16 protein-coding genes are annotated in these 17,998 nt (G+C 50.0%); 7 read left to right on the top strand and 9 right to left on the bottom strand.

Annotated elements, in window-relative coordinates; genetic code table 11:
• The first annotated feature begins 70 nt into the window (after positions 1-70).
• From QZN53_RS11820 to QZN53_RS11830, 3 genes are all read left to right on the top strand, one after another.
• Positions 71-2,623: a hypothetical protein gene (locus tag QZN53_RS11820; RefSeq protein ID WP_163439138.1), complete on the top strand. Its 2,553-nt coding sequence runs from the start codon at positions 71-73 to the stop codon at positions 2,621-2,623.
• Positions 2,624-3,289: 666 nt separating this feature from the next.
• Entirely contained in the window at positions 3,290-4,159 is an 870-nt protein-coding gene (locus QZN53_RS11825) for a hypothetical protein (RefSeq protein ID WP_163439139.1), read from the top strand.
• Positions 4,156-4,308, top strand: a complete 153-nt coding sequence (locus QZN53_RS11830; RefSeq protein ID WP_163439140.1) for a hypothetical protein — start codon at positions 4,156-4,158, stop codon at positions 4,306-4,308. The genes QZN53_RS11825 and QZN53_RS11830 overlap by 4 nt, the downstream gene beginning before the upstream one ends.
• A gap of 82 nt (positions 4,309-4,390) precedes the next feature.
• On the opposite strand, the gene QZN53_RS11835 is transcribed toward QZN53_RS11830, so the two are convergent.
• The 8 genes from QZN53_RS11835 to QZN53_RS11870 all read right to left on the bottom strand — a co-directional run bounded on the left by QZN53_RS11835 (position 4,391) and on the right by QZN53_RS11870 (position 12,430).
• The gene (locus tag QZN53_RS11835) at positions 4,391-5,152 is read right to left on the bottom strand and encodes a hypothetical protein (RefSeq protein WP_163439141.1); all 762 of its coding nucleotides are present in this window, start codon (positions 5,150-5,152) and stop codon (positions 4,391-4,393) included.
• Positions 5,153-5,170: 18 nt separating this feature from the next.
• On the bottom strand, positions 5,171-5,314 hold the full coding sequence (locus QZN53_RS11840; protein WP_163439142.1) for a hypothetical protein: 144 nt from the start codon (positions 5,312-5,314) through the stop codon (positions 5,171-5,173).
• A gap of 83 nt (positions 5,315-5,397) precedes the next feature.
• Positions 5,398-6,732 (bottom strand): ATP-dependent 6-phosphofructokinase, encoded by a 1,335-nt coding sequence (locus QZN53_RS11845; protein WP_163439143.1) that lies wholly within the window; start codon positions 6,730-6,732, stop codon positions 5,398-5,400.
• Between the two features lie 178 nt (positions 6,733-6,910).
• Positions 6,911-8,791, bottom strand: coding sequence for a sensor histidine kinase KdpD (locus tag QZN53_RS11850; RefSeq protein ID WP_163439144.1), 1,881 nt, complete (start codon positions 8,789-8,791; stop codon positions 6,911-6,913).
• Positions 8,779-9,504, bottom strand: a complete 726-nt coding sequence (locus tag QZN53_RS11855; protein WP_088629015.1) for a response regulator transcription factor — start codon at positions 9,502-9,504, stop codon at positions 8,779-8,781. Before QZN53_RS11855 ends, QZN53_RS11850 begins: the two co-directional genes overlap by 13 nt.
• Before the next feature lie 21 nt (positions 9,505-9,525).
• The gene (locus QZN53_RS11860; protein ID WP_073323652.1) at positions 9,526-10,326 is read right to left on the bottom strand and encodes a hypothetical protein; all 801 of its coding nucleotides are present in this window, start codon (positions 10,324-10,326) and stop codon (positions 9,526-9,528) included.
• A gap of 79 nt (positions 10,327-10,405) precedes the next feature.
• Complete coding sequence (locus tag QZN53_RS11865) at positions 10,406-11,803, bottom strand: hypothetical protein (RefSeq protein WP_163439145.1); 1,398 nt, start codon at positions 11,801-11,803, stop codon at positions 10,406-10,408.
• A gap of 93 nt (positions 11,804-11,896) precedes the next feature.
• Positions 11,897-12,430, bottom strand: a complete 534-nt coding sequence (locus QZN53_RS11870; protein ID WP_163439146.1) for a PEGA domain-containing protein — start codon at positions 12,428-12,430, stop codon at positions 11,897-11,899.
• Positions 12,431-12,550: 120 nt separating this feature from the next.
• Here QZN53_RS11870 and QZN53_RS11875 point away from each other — a divergent pair, with 120 nt between their 5' ends.
• Positions 12,551-14,146, top strand: a complete 1,596-nt coding sequence (locus QZN53_RS11875; protein WP_163439147.1) for an ABC-ATPase domain-containing protein — start codon at positions 12,551-12,553, stop codon at positions 14,144-14,146.
• Between the two features lie 17 nt (positions 14,147-14,163).
• On the opposite strand, the gene QZN53_RS11880 is transcribed toward QZN53_RS11875, so the two are convergent.
• A complete protein-coding gene (locus QZN53_RS11880; RefSeq protein ID WP_163439148.1) occupies positions 14,164-15,450 on the bottom strand; it encodes a hypothetical protein in 1,287 nt (428 codons plus the stop codon).
• 123 nt (positions 15,451-15,573) lie between these two features.
• Between QZN53_RS11880 and QZN53_RS11885 the strand changes: the two genes are divergently transcribed.
• From QZN53_RS11885 to QZN53_RS11895, 3 genes are read left to right on the top strand one after another with little or no spacing between them, the layout of a single operon-like run.
• Positions 15,574-16,134, top strand: a complete 561-nt coding sequence (locus tag QZN53_RS11885) for a flavin reductase family protein (protein WP_163439149.1) — start codon at positions 15,574-15,576, stop codon at positions 16,132-16,134.
• A gap of 13 nt (positions 16,135-16,147) precedes the next feature.
• Positions 16,148-16,744 carry a hypothetical protein gene (locus QZN53_RS11890; protein WP_294653303.1) on the top strand — a complete coding sequence of 199 codons (597 nt, stop codon included), beginning with the start codon at positions 16,148-16,150 and terminating at the stop codon, positions 16,742-16,744.
• 15 nt (positions 16,745-16,759) lie between these two features.
• The gene (locus QZN53_RS11895) at positions 16,760-17,599 is read left to right on the top strand and encodes an MBL fold metallo-hydrolase (protein WP_163439150.1); all 840 of its coding nucleotides are present in this window, start codon (positions 16,760-16,762) and stop codon (positions 17,597-17,599) included.
• Positions 17,600-17,998: the final 399 nt, after the last annotated feature.

Here is a 17,998-nt window from a genome sequence, read left to right on the forward strand (position 1 = left end):
GATTCTTTTCTTAAGAAGGAAGAAGACAATGAAATCCAAAAGCATTTTGACAATGCTTGTATTTTGCCTAATGTCAACAATGGCATGGGCTACAGAAGTTTCGGTTTATTCTCACGAAGGTGAAGATTATGTACCTTTGCCGGTAAGTGGAACATATACGGTAACCGTTCCGGACAGCATCTTGTTTTTTGATGTTTCTTCGACATATGGCGAAAAAGGAGTGTATCACGGCGACCTTTCAATAACGGCACCTAATGGAATGCATCTTCAGGTCTACGGTAAGCTTAAAGGACGAAGCCTGTGGGATTCATTGTTTGTCTATGATGGCTCTACAACCAGTTCTCCGATGCTTTTAAAAATGGAGTCGGGAGAAGGGGGGAGAGAATTAGATAGACAGGTTGTCAGCTCGGGCGAATCGCTCACAATCTCCTATAGAGAAAGAGATTGGAACAGAACGGTTAATAAGGTTGGCTTAGATTTAAAGGTGAGGGTTATTAACCCGAAACAGTCGTTTGAAGTTTCAAAAGACATCGAAATGATGAATGGTGATGTCGACATCGATGCAAACGCGGCAAAACTCTGGACTCCCGTTCACGTGACCGCAACTCCCGAAGAAGGGTATTTCTTTAACAAGATTCAGGTGTTTGGTAAAACATCGCGTGAAGAATGTGAAGTTTCCGGTGGTACATGGTATTCGGGTAACAAGGCCACATTCTTGATGCCGGGTGAAAAAGCCCGTGTCGATGCCTATTTTGTCGACCGCTTAACGGCGGACAATGGGCTGAGTATACCCATGCCAAAGAACGAACCGCTTCGAGTCAATATTCCAGAAGGCGTTGAGTCTTTTAATATTGATCCTTCCCAGTTGTATTTAGGAGAATATGATGAGTCGGCTCCGCTTATCTTGACGGCCCCAGAAGGGTATGTTCTCCAAATAGATGAGGGCTATTCCTTATACAAGTATTTCTTTGGCTCTGGTTTCAATGTGTTTGAAGGTGATGTAGAAGATCATGTCGCAGCGAATGCCAATTTGAAAACGACGCTGTGGAGCAAGTTGATGACGGTTGTTTACGCCGGAGATTATTGTTATCCAGATTTGCGTATAAGCGTTCACCCGAATAAAGAACATAATATTGTTGCTCTGGATTTTGACCATGGCAAAGTTTCTGTCAATCCGAAATCGGGTAAATCTCTTATGGGAGATACCGTCACCTTGACTACAACTTTCGAAGAAGGCTATGTAGCCGATTCCATGTATGTGTATTGGAATGACGAAGATTCTCATTACTTGAATATTGTTGGCGGCACGTGGTATAATTTTAACACCAAGTTTGAAATGCCCTATACGGATGTCTATTACAAGGCAGTTATTAACCCCGCAGAAGCGGATATCGAACGCGATATTTTTATTCCTAAAACAGGTTCGCTCAAGGCAAATGTGACTAAGGGTATTCCTCATGTGTTGATTAACGATGAACCCAATGGGGCTTTTTACGACCCGTACTGCAACAATGCCGATGGTTCCGTTACGCTTACGGCATACAAAGATCGCGTCTTCTGGATTCGCGGTATGGTTACTCTTATAGAAGGCGACTCGCTTTTTATTTATGACGGTGACAATACGGAGGCCGATACGATTCTCAAGAGGTCGGAAGGGCCTGGCCTTGATGGACTTTATACCTCTGGAAATTCGGTGACGCTCCAACTCAAGTCAGATGACAAGGATGTCTCTTACGGTGTGTCTGTGGAGGCACAAATATTTGAAAAAACGGAAAGCACTGCATTTACTTTGTATGAAAATTCAGTCATGAAGCTTGCCCGTATCAACGGCGATTACGAAGGCGAGGGCGCTATCGATATTCCGGAACCGATCGAAGTGGACTACATTGACTTTGATCGCAAAATCACTCCGGGTGAGCCTGTGACCGTTGTGCTCCCGTTCACCTTGCCGAAGGGAACGTACCTTAACGCCACATTCTTCCAGCTCGAAAGTGTTGTCCAGGAAGATACTGCATGGAAGGCTACCATGAGGTGGATTGGCGATGGCAAACTGCCCAAGGCGAATACGCCTTATATAGTGATTTTGGATGAAGGTGAAGACAAGTTGAAGTTTGATTTTGAAGATAAAAAGGCAATCGTCCAGACGGGTGAAATCGAAGTCGATTACGATACGAGCAAGAACTGGAGCATTGTTGGAACCTATGCGTACAAGGAATGGGATTACGACAAGAATGATGACGAATTAGGACTTGTATACGCTTTTGCCGGTACGAATGAAGCCGGAATTTCGAAGGGCCAGTTTGGCAAAATTGGAAACGGGGCGAAGGCCTACCCGATGCGTGCCTACCTCAAGAAAAAGGACGGTAGCGTGCAGTTCCAGATGGATCGCCCGCGAATGGCTGGCGAAGCCTATTACATTGATTTTGCCGGCGTAGGCGCCGAAATAGAGTCTATCGATGTCGATTTCGTGGATAAGGACGAAAAACCGATGGCAATTGGCCGTATGAACCCCGTGACGGGGCAAATCAAGCTTGACCACTGGTATGACCTGAAGGGCCGCCGCACCAACAGCAAACCGGCCACCAAGGGCGCCTTCTTTAATAAAAAAGTGCTTGTCAAATAGCAAAATCCTGTTTGACGGACCAAACCCGTCGGTTTGGCCCCTAAAATGGCATAAAAATCCTTCTAAAGTATATTCCTGTTTACTTGACAAAAATAAATGTAAATTGTAAGTTTACTATATGGTTAAAGTAACCTTATAATTAGAAGGGAAAATACTATGAAACTCAAAAACCAATTTTTGAGCCTTTCCGCCGTGCTCGCGTTAGGCATGGTGGCAACAACAACCGCGTGGGCTGCTGAAGTCACGCTTTCAACAGATGGCGGCTTTGTCAATATTCCGCAAACAGGGACGGATATTGTAACTATTGCAGATGGAGTAACTGCTTTTAAAGTGTATGATTATGGTGGAGCGACAGGAAAATTTGAACAAGGTTGCTCCGGTTTTGTCGTATTGAATGCTCCAGAAGGCTCTTTTCTTCGAGTATCTGGAACAATAACTCGCTCGGCCAAAAGCGGTTCTTCGTATGGGGCTCAGCCTAATATTGAAGTATGGGATGGAGCTAGTTCCTCTAATACGACTGTAATAATTAATGCAAAAGTACAGGAATACGATATTTCATCTGATGTTGTTTTGGCTTTGCCGACAAAGTTGAGTTCAGGTAATAGTTTGTATATGAGATTTTGGTCGGGACCTATTTCCGGTTCCTTGGCCTCAGATGGCTTAGATATGACTATACAGGTTTTAAAGAAGACTTCTACCGCTGCAATTGACATTTACAAACAAGATAACGATGGCTATGGAATTGCCAAGATTAACGGTGACTATAATGGAAGTGATGAGGTGAGCATTTCAACTGCTATTAATGTAGACTCTATTGTGTACAATCGTACTTTTACAGCAGGGACGGCTGGTACTATTGTGTTGCCGTTTAGCTTGCCTGCTGGTGCCACGACAAATGCCAAGTTCTATTACCTTAGGGAAGTTGCTTCGGTTGATTGCAAATGGAAGGCTTCTTTCAGGAATATTGCATTGGATAATGCAAATGCACTTCCGGCTGCAAATACTCCGTATGCAGTTATCGTTCCTAATGCAACGAAACTCCAGTTCAATCTGAATGGCGGTCAGGCTACTTTCTTGACTGATGATATTGCGGAACAATATGATAATACTAACAAGTGGATTTTCAAGGGTACTTATGAATACAAGACATGGAGCTCAACTGATCCGGAATTTGGACTTGCTTATGCCCTTGCTGCTGCAAATGACCCCGATGGCAAATACGTAGCAGGTCAGTATGGCAAGGTAGGTGAAGGCACCTATGCCATTCCGATGCGTGCCTATATGTGCAAGAAAAATGCGGATGTACGTCTTGGTCGTCCGCTTGCCAAGGGCGAAGTAAGCTCCATTGAGAACTTGCCCGAATCGATTGATGTCGAATTCATTGACGAAGAAGAAAAGACAACAGCCATTGGCCGTATGAACACCGTCACGGGTGCAATCAAGATCGATCGTTGGTTCGACCTCAAGGGCCGCAGCACAAACCACAAGCCCACCACCAAGGGAGCATTCTTTAACAAGAAGGGGATTGCAAAATGATGCAGCAGGAATTTAAAATGAACAGCGAAAAGAAAGTATACAGCAAGCCCCTGATGGAAGTAGTCGAAATGGATTACTGTACAAGCCTTTTGGATTGCAGTGGTTGCGAAGTTAATGATGATGCGGTTGATCCGGATTATGAAGGCTAATCCATCAACCCACAAAACCTTCTAATGAAAGGCACCGCTTAACCGCGGTGCTTTTTTATATCCCAAAATTTTTTAGGGAAGGTTATTTCTTTTTGTCGAGCTTGGCGTTGATTTGTTTTTGAAGCTCTTTCAGGTGCCAGCGGCCACGCTTGTCTTCGAGGAAGTTGTTCGTGCGAATGCCGCGCGAAAGGCCGCGGTCAATGAGGTTCAGGGCGTCTGCGTAACGTTTCTGGTCGAAGCGCAGTTCTGCCAAAAAGTAATAGTTGTAAAGGTCGCGCGGGTTCTTTTCGAGCGCAAGACTCAAGTACTTGTCGGCAAGTTTTTTGTCGGGCCACGAAAGTACCAGTGGCACGTAGGGCAGCACAAAGTGGGCGCGGCCAAGCACCTGGTAGTCTTCGGCCATAATCGCCACGTCGCGCACGGTGGTGGCAACGCCATCCTTGACCGAGGCTAGGGCTCCACGCTCGTTACCCCACATCGAAAGGGCGCTTGCGTACACATGCGCAATTTCCCGGTTCTTCGGGAACTTCTGGTAGGCGGCTTCGCTAATGGTCTTTAAGCTGTCTAGCTTGGCCTTGCGCTGGTGCTTTTCAAAGTGCACAAAGCGGAAAGAAAAGAACAAGCTCTTCACGTAGCCTTCGGTGGCCTTCTCTTCGACAGAGGGGTCCTTCATGGCCTTGTGGTAGCTGTCGATCATGAGCTTGGCATTCTTGGCGTTCGCCTTGTCGCCAACGGCGTGTTCTGCACGTGCGGTGTAGCAGGAATCTGCAATGCGCAAGTCTTCATTTGCGAGGCTTGCCCCACACAGCGTAAACGCAAACAATGTTGCCAAGAATCGATTCATTTTCCCCTTTTTGCCAAACTACACTTTCCAGTTCTGCAAGACTTTATTCAGCTGTGCGATACGTACCTTTTCGTCGTCGGTGCCGTGGTAAGTCTTGAATAAAAGATAGCGATATTCCATGAGTGCAGTGCGAATTAACACCTTATCTTCTTGTTTTAGCATTGCTTTTTGTTTCCTCTTTTTTGTCCAAACATCTAATTCCATGGTTTCGGCGTATGGCGCCGGAGTCAGGAATGCGCGAAGGGTTACTTCCCCTTCCCCTTACCGGAGAAGTAGTCCTGCTGACGCGTGATGCCGAGAACGGCGTGCCACAAGGCTCCGTTCGGGTTAATCTTCTTGCGTTCGCTGACGGCGTATTCGATAGGCACGTGCGAGAATGCATTGTTCATGCTGCCCACGACCATGTCGGTCTTGCCGGCCATGCCTGCGTGCACGGCGGCTTCGGCGAGTTGGAAGCAGAAAATGGCGTCGGTACCTTGGGCCGGAATGCTACGAACCATGTAGCTCGGGTCAAAGTACTTGATGTTGATTTCCTTGCCGACCTTGTCGAAATGTTCCTTGATTTTGCGCGTCAGGAATTCACCAATATCGTTTTTCAAGATGTTTCCGCTGGCGTCCTTGCGTTCGGGCTGGTCCTTGAAGAGTTCCTGGCCGGCACCTTCGGCGACAACGATCACGGCATGCGTCTTGCCGCTGCTGTAGCGGCTTTCCAGGGCCTTGAAGAGTCCGTCGAGCGTAAAGGGTACTTCGGGTACCAGGCAAATGTTTACGACCGTTGTAGCGAGTGCTGCGTAAGCTGCAATAAAGCCGGAATCGCGACCCATGAGCTTTACAAGGCCAAGACCGTTAAAGGCGCCGTTCGCTTCGTTGTGGGCGCTGGTAATCACGTCGGTGGCGCTGAGCACGGCGGTTTCGAAACCGAAGGTTCGGTCAATCAAATTCAAGTCGTTGTCGATAGTCTTCGGAATGCCGATCACCGAAATGGGCTGGTGACGCTTCTTGATTTCTTCGGCAATATCGTGGGCGCCGCGGAGCGTACCGTCACCGCCAATGCAGAACAGCACATTAATGTTCAGGCGCATCAGGGTATCGACCATCACCTTGGCGTCCTGGTTTCCGCGGGAGCTTCCGAGAATGGTACCGCCGTCTTCCTGGATGGCGTCCACCACGTCGGGGTTCAGGATCATCGGGGAATAACCGTAGGCCGGGTTCAAACCGCGGTAGCCGTACGGAATACCGAAAATGTTGCGCACGCCGTAGTCGAACCACAGCACCTGAACAAGACCCTTGATCACGTTGTTAAGACCGGGGCAGAGTCCGCCGCAAGTCACAATGCCTGCGCGAGTCCAGGCGGGGTCGTGGAAAATCGTTTCGCGAGGGCCGGCCGCTTCGAGCGAGGGAATCGCTTTTCCGCTTTCGCAGAATTTCTGGATTCGGCCAATGTCTGCCGTAAGGCTTACTCGGTCAGACTCCGAAACAAACGGCACACCCTTCATGGGCGATTTCAAAGTTCCCTTGCCAACGGTTTCGATGGAAAGGTCATACTTTTCCGGATTATTTAGAATGTCTTCTTGAGTCATGACATGCTCCTCGTATTGCCATTATAATACATTTTGGCGTCCTAAAAATACTAAAAATTGGACCACCGCGATGAAATATTTTCTTTAGATAAATATTACTTAAAACGCCTCGGACTTAAATCCGGGGCGAATTTTACAAAGCTTGTTAAATATTATTTGGATTTGTCAAATTCCGTAATTAGTAAATGTCGAGCGGCGGGAAGTGAATCTTGGTTCTCAGACCAGGGCCTGCATTTTCGATTTCGATCTTCATGTTGGTGAGCGTGCAAAGCTTCTTCACCATCGAAAGACCGATACCCGTTCCGCTTGTAGAACGAGTCATTTCGTTTTCGACACGGTAGAATTCCTGGAACACCTTCTTCATTTCAGAAGCCGGAATGCCCGGACCGTAGTCACGCACGGCAAGGTACATGTCGCCGTTGTTCACGCGCAGCTCGATGCTGATCATCTTGTAGCTTGCGTTCTTCGAGAACTTGAGCGAGTTGTCGACCAGGTTCATCAGAATCTGCATCACGGCGTCGCGGTCGATCAGCAGAGCCACGTTGTCGGCATCGGTGTCGGTCGATACGGTGAGCTCGAATCCCTGCTTTTCGATGTTCCTGCTGTACGTTGCCACAAAGTCGTCGAGCACGGCCTTCGGGCGTTCCTTGCGGAGCTGCACGTTCCAGCGGTTGCCATCGAGTTTAGACAAATTAAGCACGTTCTGAATCAAACGCGAAAGTCTGTCCGCTTCGCTTGCAATCTGGCCGTAGTAACGCTGCTTCTTTTCTTCGCTTGCCACCCAGGAATTCTGCAACAGTTCGGCATACATCTTGATAGCGGTCAGCGGAGTCTTGAGTTCGTGCGTAATGGCAGATACAAAATCCTGACGCTTGGCGGCAAGAGCCACCTTGCTTTGCGTAAAACGGTAAATGGTAATCAGACACACCGCAATCACGATCAAGAGAATGAGTCCGCTAAAGAGAATGGTCAGGTCGGCCGATCCGCTGACTTCGGCAGAATACATCTTGAAGATGATCTTGTCGTAGGGCGGCGGCAGCGGGCGCTTGGTTCTCAGCTCGTATTCGGCGTTCTTCTTGCCAATGGTCAAGAGCACGTTGTCTTCGTAAACAAGCTCGATCGCGTAAGGCAACTTGGCGTACGCAATCTGTTCTTCCTGAGTCATGTAGTTCAGGTAGATATTCTTGTCGACGACAAAGCCCTGCACAATCGGGAGCATGCCGATATAAATCGTACGGAAGAACACGATGTAGTCTGTCGTCATGCGAATCTTCAAATCGCTGATGTTGACGTTCGTGTTGTTACCGGTGAAAATCGGAATGTCGGGTGCGACAGTCGTGTCGTTCTTGGCGGTTTCGGCCATGTAAGTCAGAGCTTCTTCTTCGGAGGTGAGTTCCACGCGGGTGGGAATCTGCAAGTCCGGAATCTCGTCGTAAAGTTGGTCGATCGCTTCGGTGGAGTCAACCGTCTGCACGGTGCGCTTGGGGAGCCCGTTTCGAATGTCGAGCTTGATGAGCAAGTACTGGATCAGGTCGCGGGTCTTTTTGCGCTGCTCCTGGTCGTCGAACGAGAAGTTGTCCCACATGGACTTTCCGATACCGGTGCTGGTGTCGGGGTAGAAGGGCGTCAAGAGTTCGCCGCTATGCGAAATCTGGAAATGCCCGAGCAAGCCCTTGCGGCACTGGCGGTACAAGGAGTCGAAGTCGCAGTACGGACCGCTGGAATCCGGGAACGAGAAGAATTCCGAGAAGAGTCGGCTGTTGCCGCCAATCACGGTAATCGAGTTCAGAATGCCGTAGTCCTTGTAGGAGCGGCTGTTTTCCAGGTTGAAGTCCGAAGACAGTCTAAGGCGGAGGCTCTCGTATGCAGAGTCAATGCGTTCCTCGACTTTCTTTTCTTCGAGCGCCGTGGACTGCTCGTAAGTCTTGATGAACAAGATGGTCAGAGGAATTGCGATGACCAGGAAAATGGAAATAAACACCAGGCGTTCCATGATGATTGCCTGGTGTTTCTTAAGATACGTTAGAGCCGCAGCTACTTTAGCTTTTACTTGTCGCATTCAGGTGCAGAACGCATCTGGTAGCCTTCTCCACGGAAGGTGACCAAGAGTTTCGGATGCGAAGGATCGTCTTCGATTTTCTTGCGGAGCTTGGTAATGTGGATGTCCACGGTACGGGTGTCCACAGAATCAGCGTTTTCGTAACCCCAGACCTTGCGGAGCAGTTCGGAACGCGGAACGGCGTGGTCACGGTTGCGCCACAGGTATTCGAGGATTTCGATTTCCTTACGGGTGAAGGCGAGCTCTTCGGTACCGCGGGTGCCGGTGTATTCGCGGAAGTTCACGCGCAGGCTGCCAGCGACGAGCTTGCCTTCGTTTTCCATGGTCTGACGGCTGCGACGGAGCACGGCGTCAATACGGGCCAGGAGCATCGGAACGGAGAACGGCTTCGGAATGTAGTCGTCTGCACCGTACTTGAGGCCGTTGATGATATCGTCGTCGGCGTTCTTTGCAGAAAGAATGATAATCGGGAGGCTCTTGTCCTGTTCGCGGATCTTGTCACAAACGGTAAAGCCGTCCATGCCAGGGAGCATCAAGTCCAGAAGAACCAGGTTGTACTGCTTGGTGAGGGCTTCGGCAAGGCCGCTTTCGCCGTCGGCGCAGTGCTTAACGTTGTAGCCATTCAGCTTGCAAAGGTCGATCAGGCCTTCGGCAATGGCGATTTCGTCTTCGATGATAAGAATCTTGGTCGTGCTTGTGTTTTCAGTCGTCATTTATTTTACCTGGGATTATGATTAAATTGCGAGTCCGACACCCAATTCAACGGTCATGTTACCGGGATCCACTTCACTCGGATAGTCACCGCCGATGTAGTACTTGAAGTTGCCGTAAGCGGCAATCGGGATAATCGGGAGCTTGGCACGGAGGCCCACCAAGATGTGGCCACCGATGCTGGTGTTCAGGCCTTCGTCAAGAGCCTTGTCCTGGATTTGGGCTTTCATTTCCTGACCCTTGGCCTGGAGAGCCTGGGACTTGGCGTCGTTGTCCATAGTCTGGTCAAGCACAATTGCTGCGACTTCGTCGAAGGTGCTCGGCTGAATAAAGCTAGAAGCGAACTTCTGGTTCAAGACAAAGCTGTTCAGGTGGTAAGAAAGACCGCCACCGATGTAGGGGCGAATGATCGGCAAAGTTGTAATGGGGTAGGTGATGGAGAGGTCACCGGTCATGGCGACAAACTTCGGGTTTGCCTTGCCGAACGGGGTGCCGCCCAGTTCAATTTCAAGAGGGATTTCGTTGACGGTTCCGTCTGCCGGATTATCGACCCAAAGAGATGCGTCGTAGGAGCCGAACTGGATATTCAAGGTAGCTTCGATGTCGATCACCGGGAGGAGGTCAATCCATGCCTTGAAGCCGAAGCCCTGCATCATGCCGTCGAAGCCGTCGTGGCTCAGATTAATGTTGTTGGCGATAGGAGCCGGTTCGGCAGACTTCATCTTGGTGCCAAAACCAGGGGCATAGTGGAAGCCGACGCCCACAATGGCGAAGGACTGGGTGGCGAGCAAAGCGCCAGCAGCGACTAAAGCTTTTAAGTTCATATTTGCTCCTTAAACTTTGCCTTTGAAACTACATTATTATTTCAAAAAGCGGATGTTATTTTTTCATAAAATACTAAAATCAGTCAATCGAGGGAACGACGACAATTTTTTTCTGCCCTTTACCGACCTTAATTTTGCCCAACTTGTAGTCCCCGATGACTCTTCCCTGACCGTCCAGAGCAGAAATGGTCACGTCGTGGTCCCCGGCATCGACCGGAATGCGGGTCACGTTGATGGTGTTGGGCATGAATAGACCGATACGTAGGTCTGCCTGTTCCAACTGGCTCTGGCCCACGTCTACGGCGATGTTTTTCACGAGGTCGAAGATCCCGTTGCCCGTGTTGGTCGCCTTCTTGGCCTTTTGGGCGGCGATTGTGCGGAGCACTACACGGGTAATGGTACGGACCGCGGTGGTCGCGTTCTCGTCTTTCATGTTCTGCTCGAGTTCGGAATCAATATTGGCCACTTTTTCGGGCGAGACGCGCATGGTTCCGTCCAGATTTACGCTGAACATGCTTGTGCGCTGGGGCAATTCCTTCTTTTCGGGAAGAGCGAATCCGACATGGAATGTATTGCTACCCGCGCCTGCAACAGGGGGCGCGAAAACGGTAAACGAGTTGATTTTTCCGGTCTTGCCGTCTTTGTAGGTGAGGTTCATGGCGGTGCCGCTCACGTAGGTGCCTGACAGGTACATTTCGCCAAGGATTGGGCTGTGGCCAGCGTAACCCACCACGATGATTTCTTGGCCCTTGGTGCGGGCGGCCGTTGCCTTGGGCGTGCTCGTGAGTGCTTCGGTCTTGAGTCCCTTCAGGTCGTCTGCGCGGTCCATTTTGGTGAGGCTTTCGTTGATGTATTCCCAGACTTCTTTGGGCATCTTCACGTTGCCCTCTTCGAACGCCTTGGCTGCCTTCAGGTAGGCGATGGCGGCATCGTCTTCTTCGCCGGCCATGTCGTAAACGATGGCGCTCAGGTAACGTAGCCAGCCGTTGTCGTTCACCTTTTCCTTGTCTTTCTGGTAAAGCGCTTCGGAGGCGATTTGCGCCCTGCGGACTTCGACCAGTGCCCCGTCTAAATCACCGATGGCGAGGTAGTTCAGAATCTGGTACTGGTACATCATCAGCACTTCAAAGGGGCGTGCTCGGTAAGGACGAATATTGTCGTTGGTAACAAGGGCTGCGGCTTCGTTGGTCACCGACTTGGTGTACAGGTCTTCGTAAATCTGTTCGGCCTGTGCAAAGTGCTTGATGCTTTCCTTGTTTTTGCCGGCGTAATGGTAGAGCATGCCTTCGTCGAAGTGGTAAAGGAAGGCGCTCTTTTCGCCGTAAAGGTCGTCTTTCTTCTTTTCGATTTTTTCGATAGTGCCCTCGAAACCTTCTTTCTTGAGTACGGGGGCCAACGTTTCATAACGAGTCATGGACTTGTTTGCGCAAGAACACAAAAACAGTGCAGATATTGCGAGCAATAAAAGGCGTTTCATGAAAACTCCGGTAATGAATTTACGTTAAATATAAATAAAATAGCCTCCGACTTAGAGTCGGAGGCCTAATGGCATAAACCACTGAGAGAGAAATTACTTCTTCTTCTTGCCGGAAGCGTCGAGGGTCACTTCGACAGTTTCTTCGCCCTTCACGGTCACGAGAGCTTCGGCAGACTTGCGGTTGGAGCATTCTGCGCGAATCACGTGGTCACCGGCGTCGAGGTTGTTGATGGTGAGTGCGGCACCGTCGGTCTTGTCGGCATTGTCGCCGTCGATGTAGATGAGGCACTTGCCCGGAATGGTGGTCACCTTGATAGCACCCTTAGGAATCTTGGTGCCGAAGTCAAACACGTTACGCTTGTCGTTACCCGGCCAAATGTTCACGCGCTGGTTCACCAGTTCGTAACCCTGGTCGATCACCACGAGGGTCTGACGGCCAGACTTGACGCTGACGTTTTCAATCGGGCTCTTGCCCAAGGGTTCGCCACCGAGGAACACGTCGCTGTTAGGCGGGTTGGTGATGATGGTGATGGTTGCGGCCTTACCGCGCGGAGGTGGATCGTCGTCAGCGACGGCGGCGGTAAAGAGGAATGCGACCAAAAGCGCAAAAATGTAAAGCTTTTTCATGGATTTCTCCTGTTTGTTTGTTCTAAAAATATAAAGTTTTTATGGAATTTAATTTTTTTTTGTGCAAAAGTTTAGAAACGCGTGCTAAAAAAGCGCCCCTAAAAAACTACTTTTCACTACATGAAAGCCCTTTACCAGAAAATTCGCACTTTAAATGGCAAAAATTACGGTCTCTACAAGTCCTTGGCAGACAAACCATGGGATTTTGGCGATTTCGCGCTGGAATTCCTGCATGTGCAGGGCGACCCGTATGCGCCGGCCTCCAGGGTCGTGATCAAGGCGAATCTTTCGATGCTCGGTTATTCGGGCGAATGGGGCGGCTCTTTTGAGCGTCGCTTGGCGCTGAGCGATTTCTTGCACCGCAAGCTTTCGCGACTGGTTAAGGAAAAGTACCCTGATAAGGACGCCGCCATCGTATTCGATACGGCTGGACCCGAGATGCTGGTGCGAAATTCCCTGTGGATTGAGGTTTTGCCGGACTTGGTGTCGGCAGGGCTTTATTACAGCAAGTCCGACGAGGCCGCCTTGCAGGAACATTTCCGCGTGCTCGCCGAACGCAAGGAGATTTTGGCTGAGTTTGAAAGTCGCGGGCTGTGTGCATTCGTGCCTGACGGTGCAGTGCTTCCGCGAGCATCGGGCTTGAGCGAATTGCCGCTGGAAGGCGCGGTGCCGTTTACCGCTCCCGAACAGATGGCGGTGACTTTGAATGTGTGCGGTCGCGAAATTCGCGGCATGGGAATCCCGAAGGGAATCACCGTGATTACGGGGGGCGCCTTCCATGGAAAGTCGACTTTGCTGCAGGCCTTGACCCGCGCGGTCTACCCGCATATTCCGGGCGACGGTCGTGAAGGAATCGTGATTGACGAATCTGCACTCCGCGTGGGCGTCGAAGACGGCCGCAGCGTGCGCGGCACAGACTTGTCGCAGTTCGTGCGCGACTTGCCGGGCGGCGTTTCGACCAAGAATTTCAATACGCTTTCGGCGTCGGGTTCTACCAGCGAAGCCGCAAACTTGCTCGAAGCCATGGAAGCGGGGGCCAGCACCTTCTTGATCGACGAGGATTCTTCGGCGGTGAACTTCTTGATTCGCGACATTCGCGTGCGCAAGCTCTTGGGCGATGACCGCGAACCGCTGATTCCGCTGACGGATCGCATTCGTGAAATTTCGGCACAGGGCTACAGCTTTATTCTGGTGGCAGGTGCTTGCGGCGACTACCTCGACCTTGCCGACAACATCGTCATCATGGCAAACTACAAGGCTGAATGTGCAAAGTCTTCGCAGTCGCCGGAATCGCAACAGTCTACAGCCGCGGTCTCGAGCGCGCGCCCGTTTGTAGGCTACATGCAACCCTTGCAAAAATCGGTGCGCCCCACCTCTGCGGTCGAGCGCCAAGTCAAGGTAAAACTTTCAGGCGATACTTTGTTGCAAATCGGGTTCCTGGTGTCCGACACCTCGCGCCTCAACACGCTTGTCGACAAGCAGCAGCGCTTAGGTGCGGGCTTTGTACTTTTGAACCTGCTGCAGAACGCTGCCAGCAATTCGGAATCGGATGCTTGCGCCGGCGATTCTGTCGCCGCGACCATCCAGAAACTTCTCGAAAAAATTCAGAACGTGGGCTTCCGCAACTTGCCGCAGGGCATGAGCCGCGAAATGAGCCTCCCGCGTGTCGTCGACATCGCCTGCGTGGCGTTCAGACTGCGTGAAGGCTCTAGGTAGTTAAAGGATTTTTTGCTTTAAAAGCTTTTGTAATCATTATCGCACAGGCTTTGCTGTTCGCTGACAATCGTCTCGAAAGGAAAGCCTGTAAAATTCTTTACCGCGCATGCTACGGCTACTTTACCGTCGTTGGGGTAGTAGTCATAGAAAGATCCGTTAGTCGCTTCGCATTCTTCCTTGAATAGGCTCTTGGCTGGTCCTACTGAAGAATAGACTTCGCCATAGGCCAAGTAAGCGATAGAATTGTTTGGGGTAAGAAGAATCGTTGCTTGAAGCGTTCCACGTGAATTGGGAGTGAATGAACGAATCAATCCTGATTCTTCTTGATACACATCAACTATGCAGAAATACGGATTGTCTTCTTCGGGGATAGTGTATCGTTCTTTTTGTGTCGTAAAATGATACTGCGCGTCGTAATTGATGAAACGCGTCATTCCATCAATTTGGTCTGTCGTAGATTTTTGCGGAAAAGCTTTTGCAAGGCTGTCCAAGATTGCTCGCTCTTCATCGGAGACCTCTAGGTTTTCGGTGTTGGGTGCAATGATGAATTTTCTGCCTGTGTTGATTGTGGAGTCGTTGCTAGTGGAACTGCTGTAAATGGCTAAATCCGTTCGGTACCATTCGCCGTAAGGCTTGACATTGTCGGGGAAATTTCCCTTTTCGTCGCAATTCCATGATTCGCTATGGAGTACGTTGCCGGTTATAGTTATGTTTTCGTTTATGGCAATATTTTCGGTGTCGGCGACTAGGAACATGACAATGGGGCCGGTTGCGTCAAGTAAACAGTTGTTTCCGGGGTACACCGCATAGATGTTTATTTCTTCGCCTGTAAATTTGTTCAAAACTAGAACTTGTGGAGATTCTGCCATATAGATGATTACGGCGTAAAATTTTGTCTTTCCGTCTTCAGCCAGATGACTCTCTTCTAAAATCGGAGCCGTTTTGGGGAAACATTTGGCAATGGCTTCGCCGGAGATTGGCTTCAAGGGTACAATCATTTCGTTTTCGTCGTATGAAACCATGGCGTTTTCGCAACTGGGAGAAAGTGCGGTATTATACGCGATTACGTGATTGTCAAATTGGAGAACCTTTTCGTTGTTGGCTGTAAAGGGGGCGAGGAGGTTTTCAATTATATTGTCTGCGGAACTGGAAATCGTATTTTCCGAAGAACTGCTAATTTCGTCGGTCGCATTCGGAATGGTCGTGGAGCCAGCCGTGGTAGGGCTGTCCGAGGAGCAGGCTGCCAGTGCAATAAGGGCAATTGTGCTCGCTGTGTAGTAGAAATTCTGTTTAAGGCTAAGCATGACCTACTCCTTTGACTTTATATCTCTAAACTAGATTTTACACTTGAATTAGTCAATATTTTTATTATGCTAAATTGGAAAATTTTTATATCTTGTAAATCAAGAACTTAAAAGGAGCAAATAATGCGCAAAGATCTCGGTGTTAAAGCTTACTTGTACCCGCAGCCTACATTGGTGATTGCGACGTATAACGAAGATGGTTCTACGAATGCCATGGTGGCCGCTTGGGGCTCCATTAGCGACACGAACCAGGTCGCCATTTACGTGGCTCACAGCCATAAGACCATGCCGAACATTCTTGCGCGCAAGGCTTTTACCGTCAGCATGGCGACGGCCAAGAACATCAAGGCGATTGATTACCTGGGCGTGACTTCGGGTAACAAGGTTGCCGACAAGTTTGCTCATTCCGGCTTGACCTCTGTCAAGAGCGCTCATGTGGACGCCCCGCTGATTGCGGAACTCCCGCTCGCGCTGGAATGCAAGCTCGTCAGCTACGACGAAGATTCGGAACTTTTGCTCGGCGAAATCGTGAATGTGTCTGTCGATGATTCTGCGCTAGATGAATCCGGAAAGCTCTCGGTCGAAAAGCTCGCTCCGGTGTGCTACGATTCTGCGGGCCACGGCTACTACGTGATGGAACGCCGTGTAGGTAACGCCTTTAGCGACGGAAAGTTATTGGGTTAGTTTGAGGGGGAGTATGAAGAGTCTTCATTATGTTTTGTGTGTTGCGGTGGTTGCCTTGCTGGGCGCTTGCGGTGGTACCTCTAGCACATCGCACGAACCTGTAGAATCCAGCAGCTCTGTAGAAATAGTGGAATCCAGCAGCTCCGAAGCGGTTGCTCCGGAGTCAAGTTCAGCCATTGAGTCTACGGCCACTGAGCCCGCTGCCGACACGGTATGGAACAAGGCGAACCTTACGTGGTATATTTCTTGGCCGGATCCGAGCAGCGAAGAATGCGTGGTGTACAACGGCTGCGAATGGGCGGGCTACTTTGCTGGCCTACCGGACCAGCAGACCGAAGAGTGGGTCAGCGAACATAACATCATCTCCATCCACGAAAAGGATTGGGGCAAGTACAAACTGAAAACTTTCAGGCTGCGTCAGAATGGCCGCACCATAGACGCTACCGTTTACGACAAGTGCGCCGACAGCGATTGCGACGGGTGTTGTACCCAGAACGCGGGCGAACTCGGGTTCTTGATTGACATCGAAAGCTATACCTGCGAGCGCCTTTCCGGCACCAAGGACGGCTGCGATGGCGTAATTGAATGGACTTGCCTTGACTGCGAATAATCCGGCTTTTGTAATATGAAGATTCTGGTCCTTATTGATAACATCGCTAGTTGCTGTGGCTCCCGCAAGCTCTTTGGCGAGTGGGGCCTGTCGGTGTACGTGGAATTCGAAGGCAAGCGTTACTTGCTCGATACGGGAGCGTCGCACCTGTTCGCGAAAAACGCTGGCGTGATGGGCGTGGACCTTTCGAAGATTGACATGGGCGTTTTGAGTCACGCGCATTTTGACCACAGCGATGGCATGGCCAGGTTCTTTGCGCTGAACAAGACTGCTCCCTTTTATTTGCGCAAGGGTGCGGGCGAAAACTGCTATCATACGCATAAATTGCTTGGCCACTTTACTTACCATGAATACATTGGAATCCATAAGGGCTTTTTAAAGCGCTTTGCAGACCGTATCCGCTTTGCCGAAGGCGACATGCAGATAGCGCCGAATGTGTACCTGGTGCCGCACAAGACGCCGGGCCTTTCTGCGATTGGCGAGCGTGCCCATCTTTCGGTCAAGGAAAACGGCAAGTACCGCTACGATAGTTTCGATCACGAACAAAGTCTCGTGTTCGATACGCCTAAGGGCCTGTTTGTTATGAATAGTTGCAGCCATGGCGGCGCAGATAATATCGTAAAAGAGATTGAGGCTACGTTCCCCGGCAAAAAGATTTATGCGATTCTCGGCGGATTCCATTTGTTCCGCTATAAAGACGAAGTGGTACGCGCCTTTGCGGAGCGCCTGCGCGAGCTCGATGTCCAGAAGATTTATACCGGGCATTGCACCGGAAACCGCGCTTTTGAAATCCTGCACGAAGTCCTGGGCGACCGCGCCGAACAAATGCGCTGCGGTATGTCTATAGAGATTTAGGGGCTTTAGGCCTTTTTTGCTGGGCAAAACGGGTTTTTGCTTGCGGCGCTTCCATAATTATGTTTATAGTGTGTTGATAGATTGTGTCGCGCATGGGCGGAATATCGTTATTTCAAAAAAATCGAAAAAAAAAGTGAATTTTTTCGCCTTAACCCCTTGACGGACACGGCGTAAAGTTCTATAATTGGCCTCACCCGCGAACGAGAGGGTTCAAGCCCAAACGAACGCGAGACGGAGGCCCGCGAGGCCACCGGGAAGATTGAAGGAATCGGAGATGTGCTTAGTGACGGGTCCAAGAGATTTCTTGGAATAGTCAATTATACGAACGTGATTAACGGGACCAAGACTTTAAAAAATTAATGAAGAGTTTGATCCTGGCTCAGAACGAACGCTGGTGGC

This window comes from uncultured Fibrobacter sp., assembly GCF_900316465.1.
Lineage (GTDB): Bacteria > Fibrobacterota > Fibrobacteria > Fibrobacterales > Fibrobacteraceae > Fibrobacter.

What these genes read in the sequence shown, in the direction of transcription:
- QZN53_RS11820 (WP_163439138.1), top strand. Translation starts at nt 71, where the DNA reads ATGTCAACAATGGCATGGGCTACAGAAGTTTCGGTTTATTCTCACGAA.
- QZN53_RS11825 (WP_163439139.1), top strand. Translation starts at nt 3,290, where the DNA reads ATGACTATACAGGTTTTAAAGAAGACTTCTACCGCTGCAATTGACATT.
- QZN53_RS11830 (WP_163439140.1), top strand. Translation starts at nt 4,156, where the DNA reads ATGATGCAGCAGGAATTTAAAATGAACAGCGAAAAGAAAGTATACAGC.
- QZN53_RS11835 (WP_163439141.1), bottom strand. Translation starts at nt 5,152, where the DNA reads ATGAATCGATTCTTGGCAACATTGTTTGCGTTTACGCTGTGTGGGGCA.
- QZN53_RS11840 (WP_163439142.1), bottom strand. Translation starts at nt 5,314, where the DNA reads ATGCTAAAACAAGAAGATAAGGTGTTAATTCGCACTGCACTCATGGAA.
- QZN53_RS11845 (WP_163439143.1), bottom strand. Translation starts at nt 6,732, where the DNA reads ATGACTCAAGAAGACATTCTAAATAATCCGGAAAAGTATGACCTTTCC.
- QZN53_RS11850 (WP_163439144.1), bottom strand. Translation starts at nt 8,791, where the DNA reads ATGCGACAAGTAAAAGCTAAAGTAGCTGCGGCTCTAACGTATCTTAAG.
- QZN53_RS11855 (WP_088629015.1), bottom strand. Translation starts at nt 9,504, where the DNA reads ATGACGACTGAAAACACAAGCACGACCAAGATTCTTATCATCGAAGAC.
- QZN53_RS11860 (WP_073323652.1), bottom strand. Translation starts at nt 10,326, where the DNA reads ATGAACTTAAAAGCTTTAGTCGCTGCTGGCGCTTTGCTCGCCACCCAG.
- QZN53_RS11865 (WP_163439145.1), bottom strand. Translation starts at nt 11,803, where the DNA reads ATGAAACGCCTTTTATTGCTCGCAATATCTGCACTGTTTTTGTGTTCT.
- QZN53_RS11870 (WP_163439146.1), bottom strand. Translation starts at nt 12,430, where the DNA reads ATGAAAAAGCTTTACATTTTTGCGCTTTTGGTCGCATTCCTCTTTACC.
- QZN53_RS11875 (WP_163439147.1), top strand. Translation starts at nt 12,551, where the DNA reads ATGAAAGCCCTTTACCAGAAAATTCGCACTTTAAATGGCAAAAATTAC.
- QZN53_RS11880 (WP_163439148.1), bottom strand. Translation starts at nt 15,450, where the DNA reads ATGCTTAGCCTTAAACAGAATTTCTACTACACAGCGAGCACAATTGCC.
- QZN53_RS11885 (WP_163439149.1), top strand. Translation starts at nt 15,574, where the DNA reads ATGCGCAAAGATCTCGGTGTTAAAGCTTACTTGTACCCGCAGCCTACA.
- QZN53_RS11890 (WP_294653303.1), top strand. Translation starts at nt 16,148, where the DNA reads ATGAAGAGTCTTCATTATGTTTTGTGTGTTGCGGTGGTTGCCTTGCTG.
- QZN53_RS11895 (WP_163439150.1), top strand. Translation starts at nt 16,760, where the DNA reads ATGAAGATTCTGGTCCTTATTGATAACATCGCTAGTTGCTGTGGCTCC.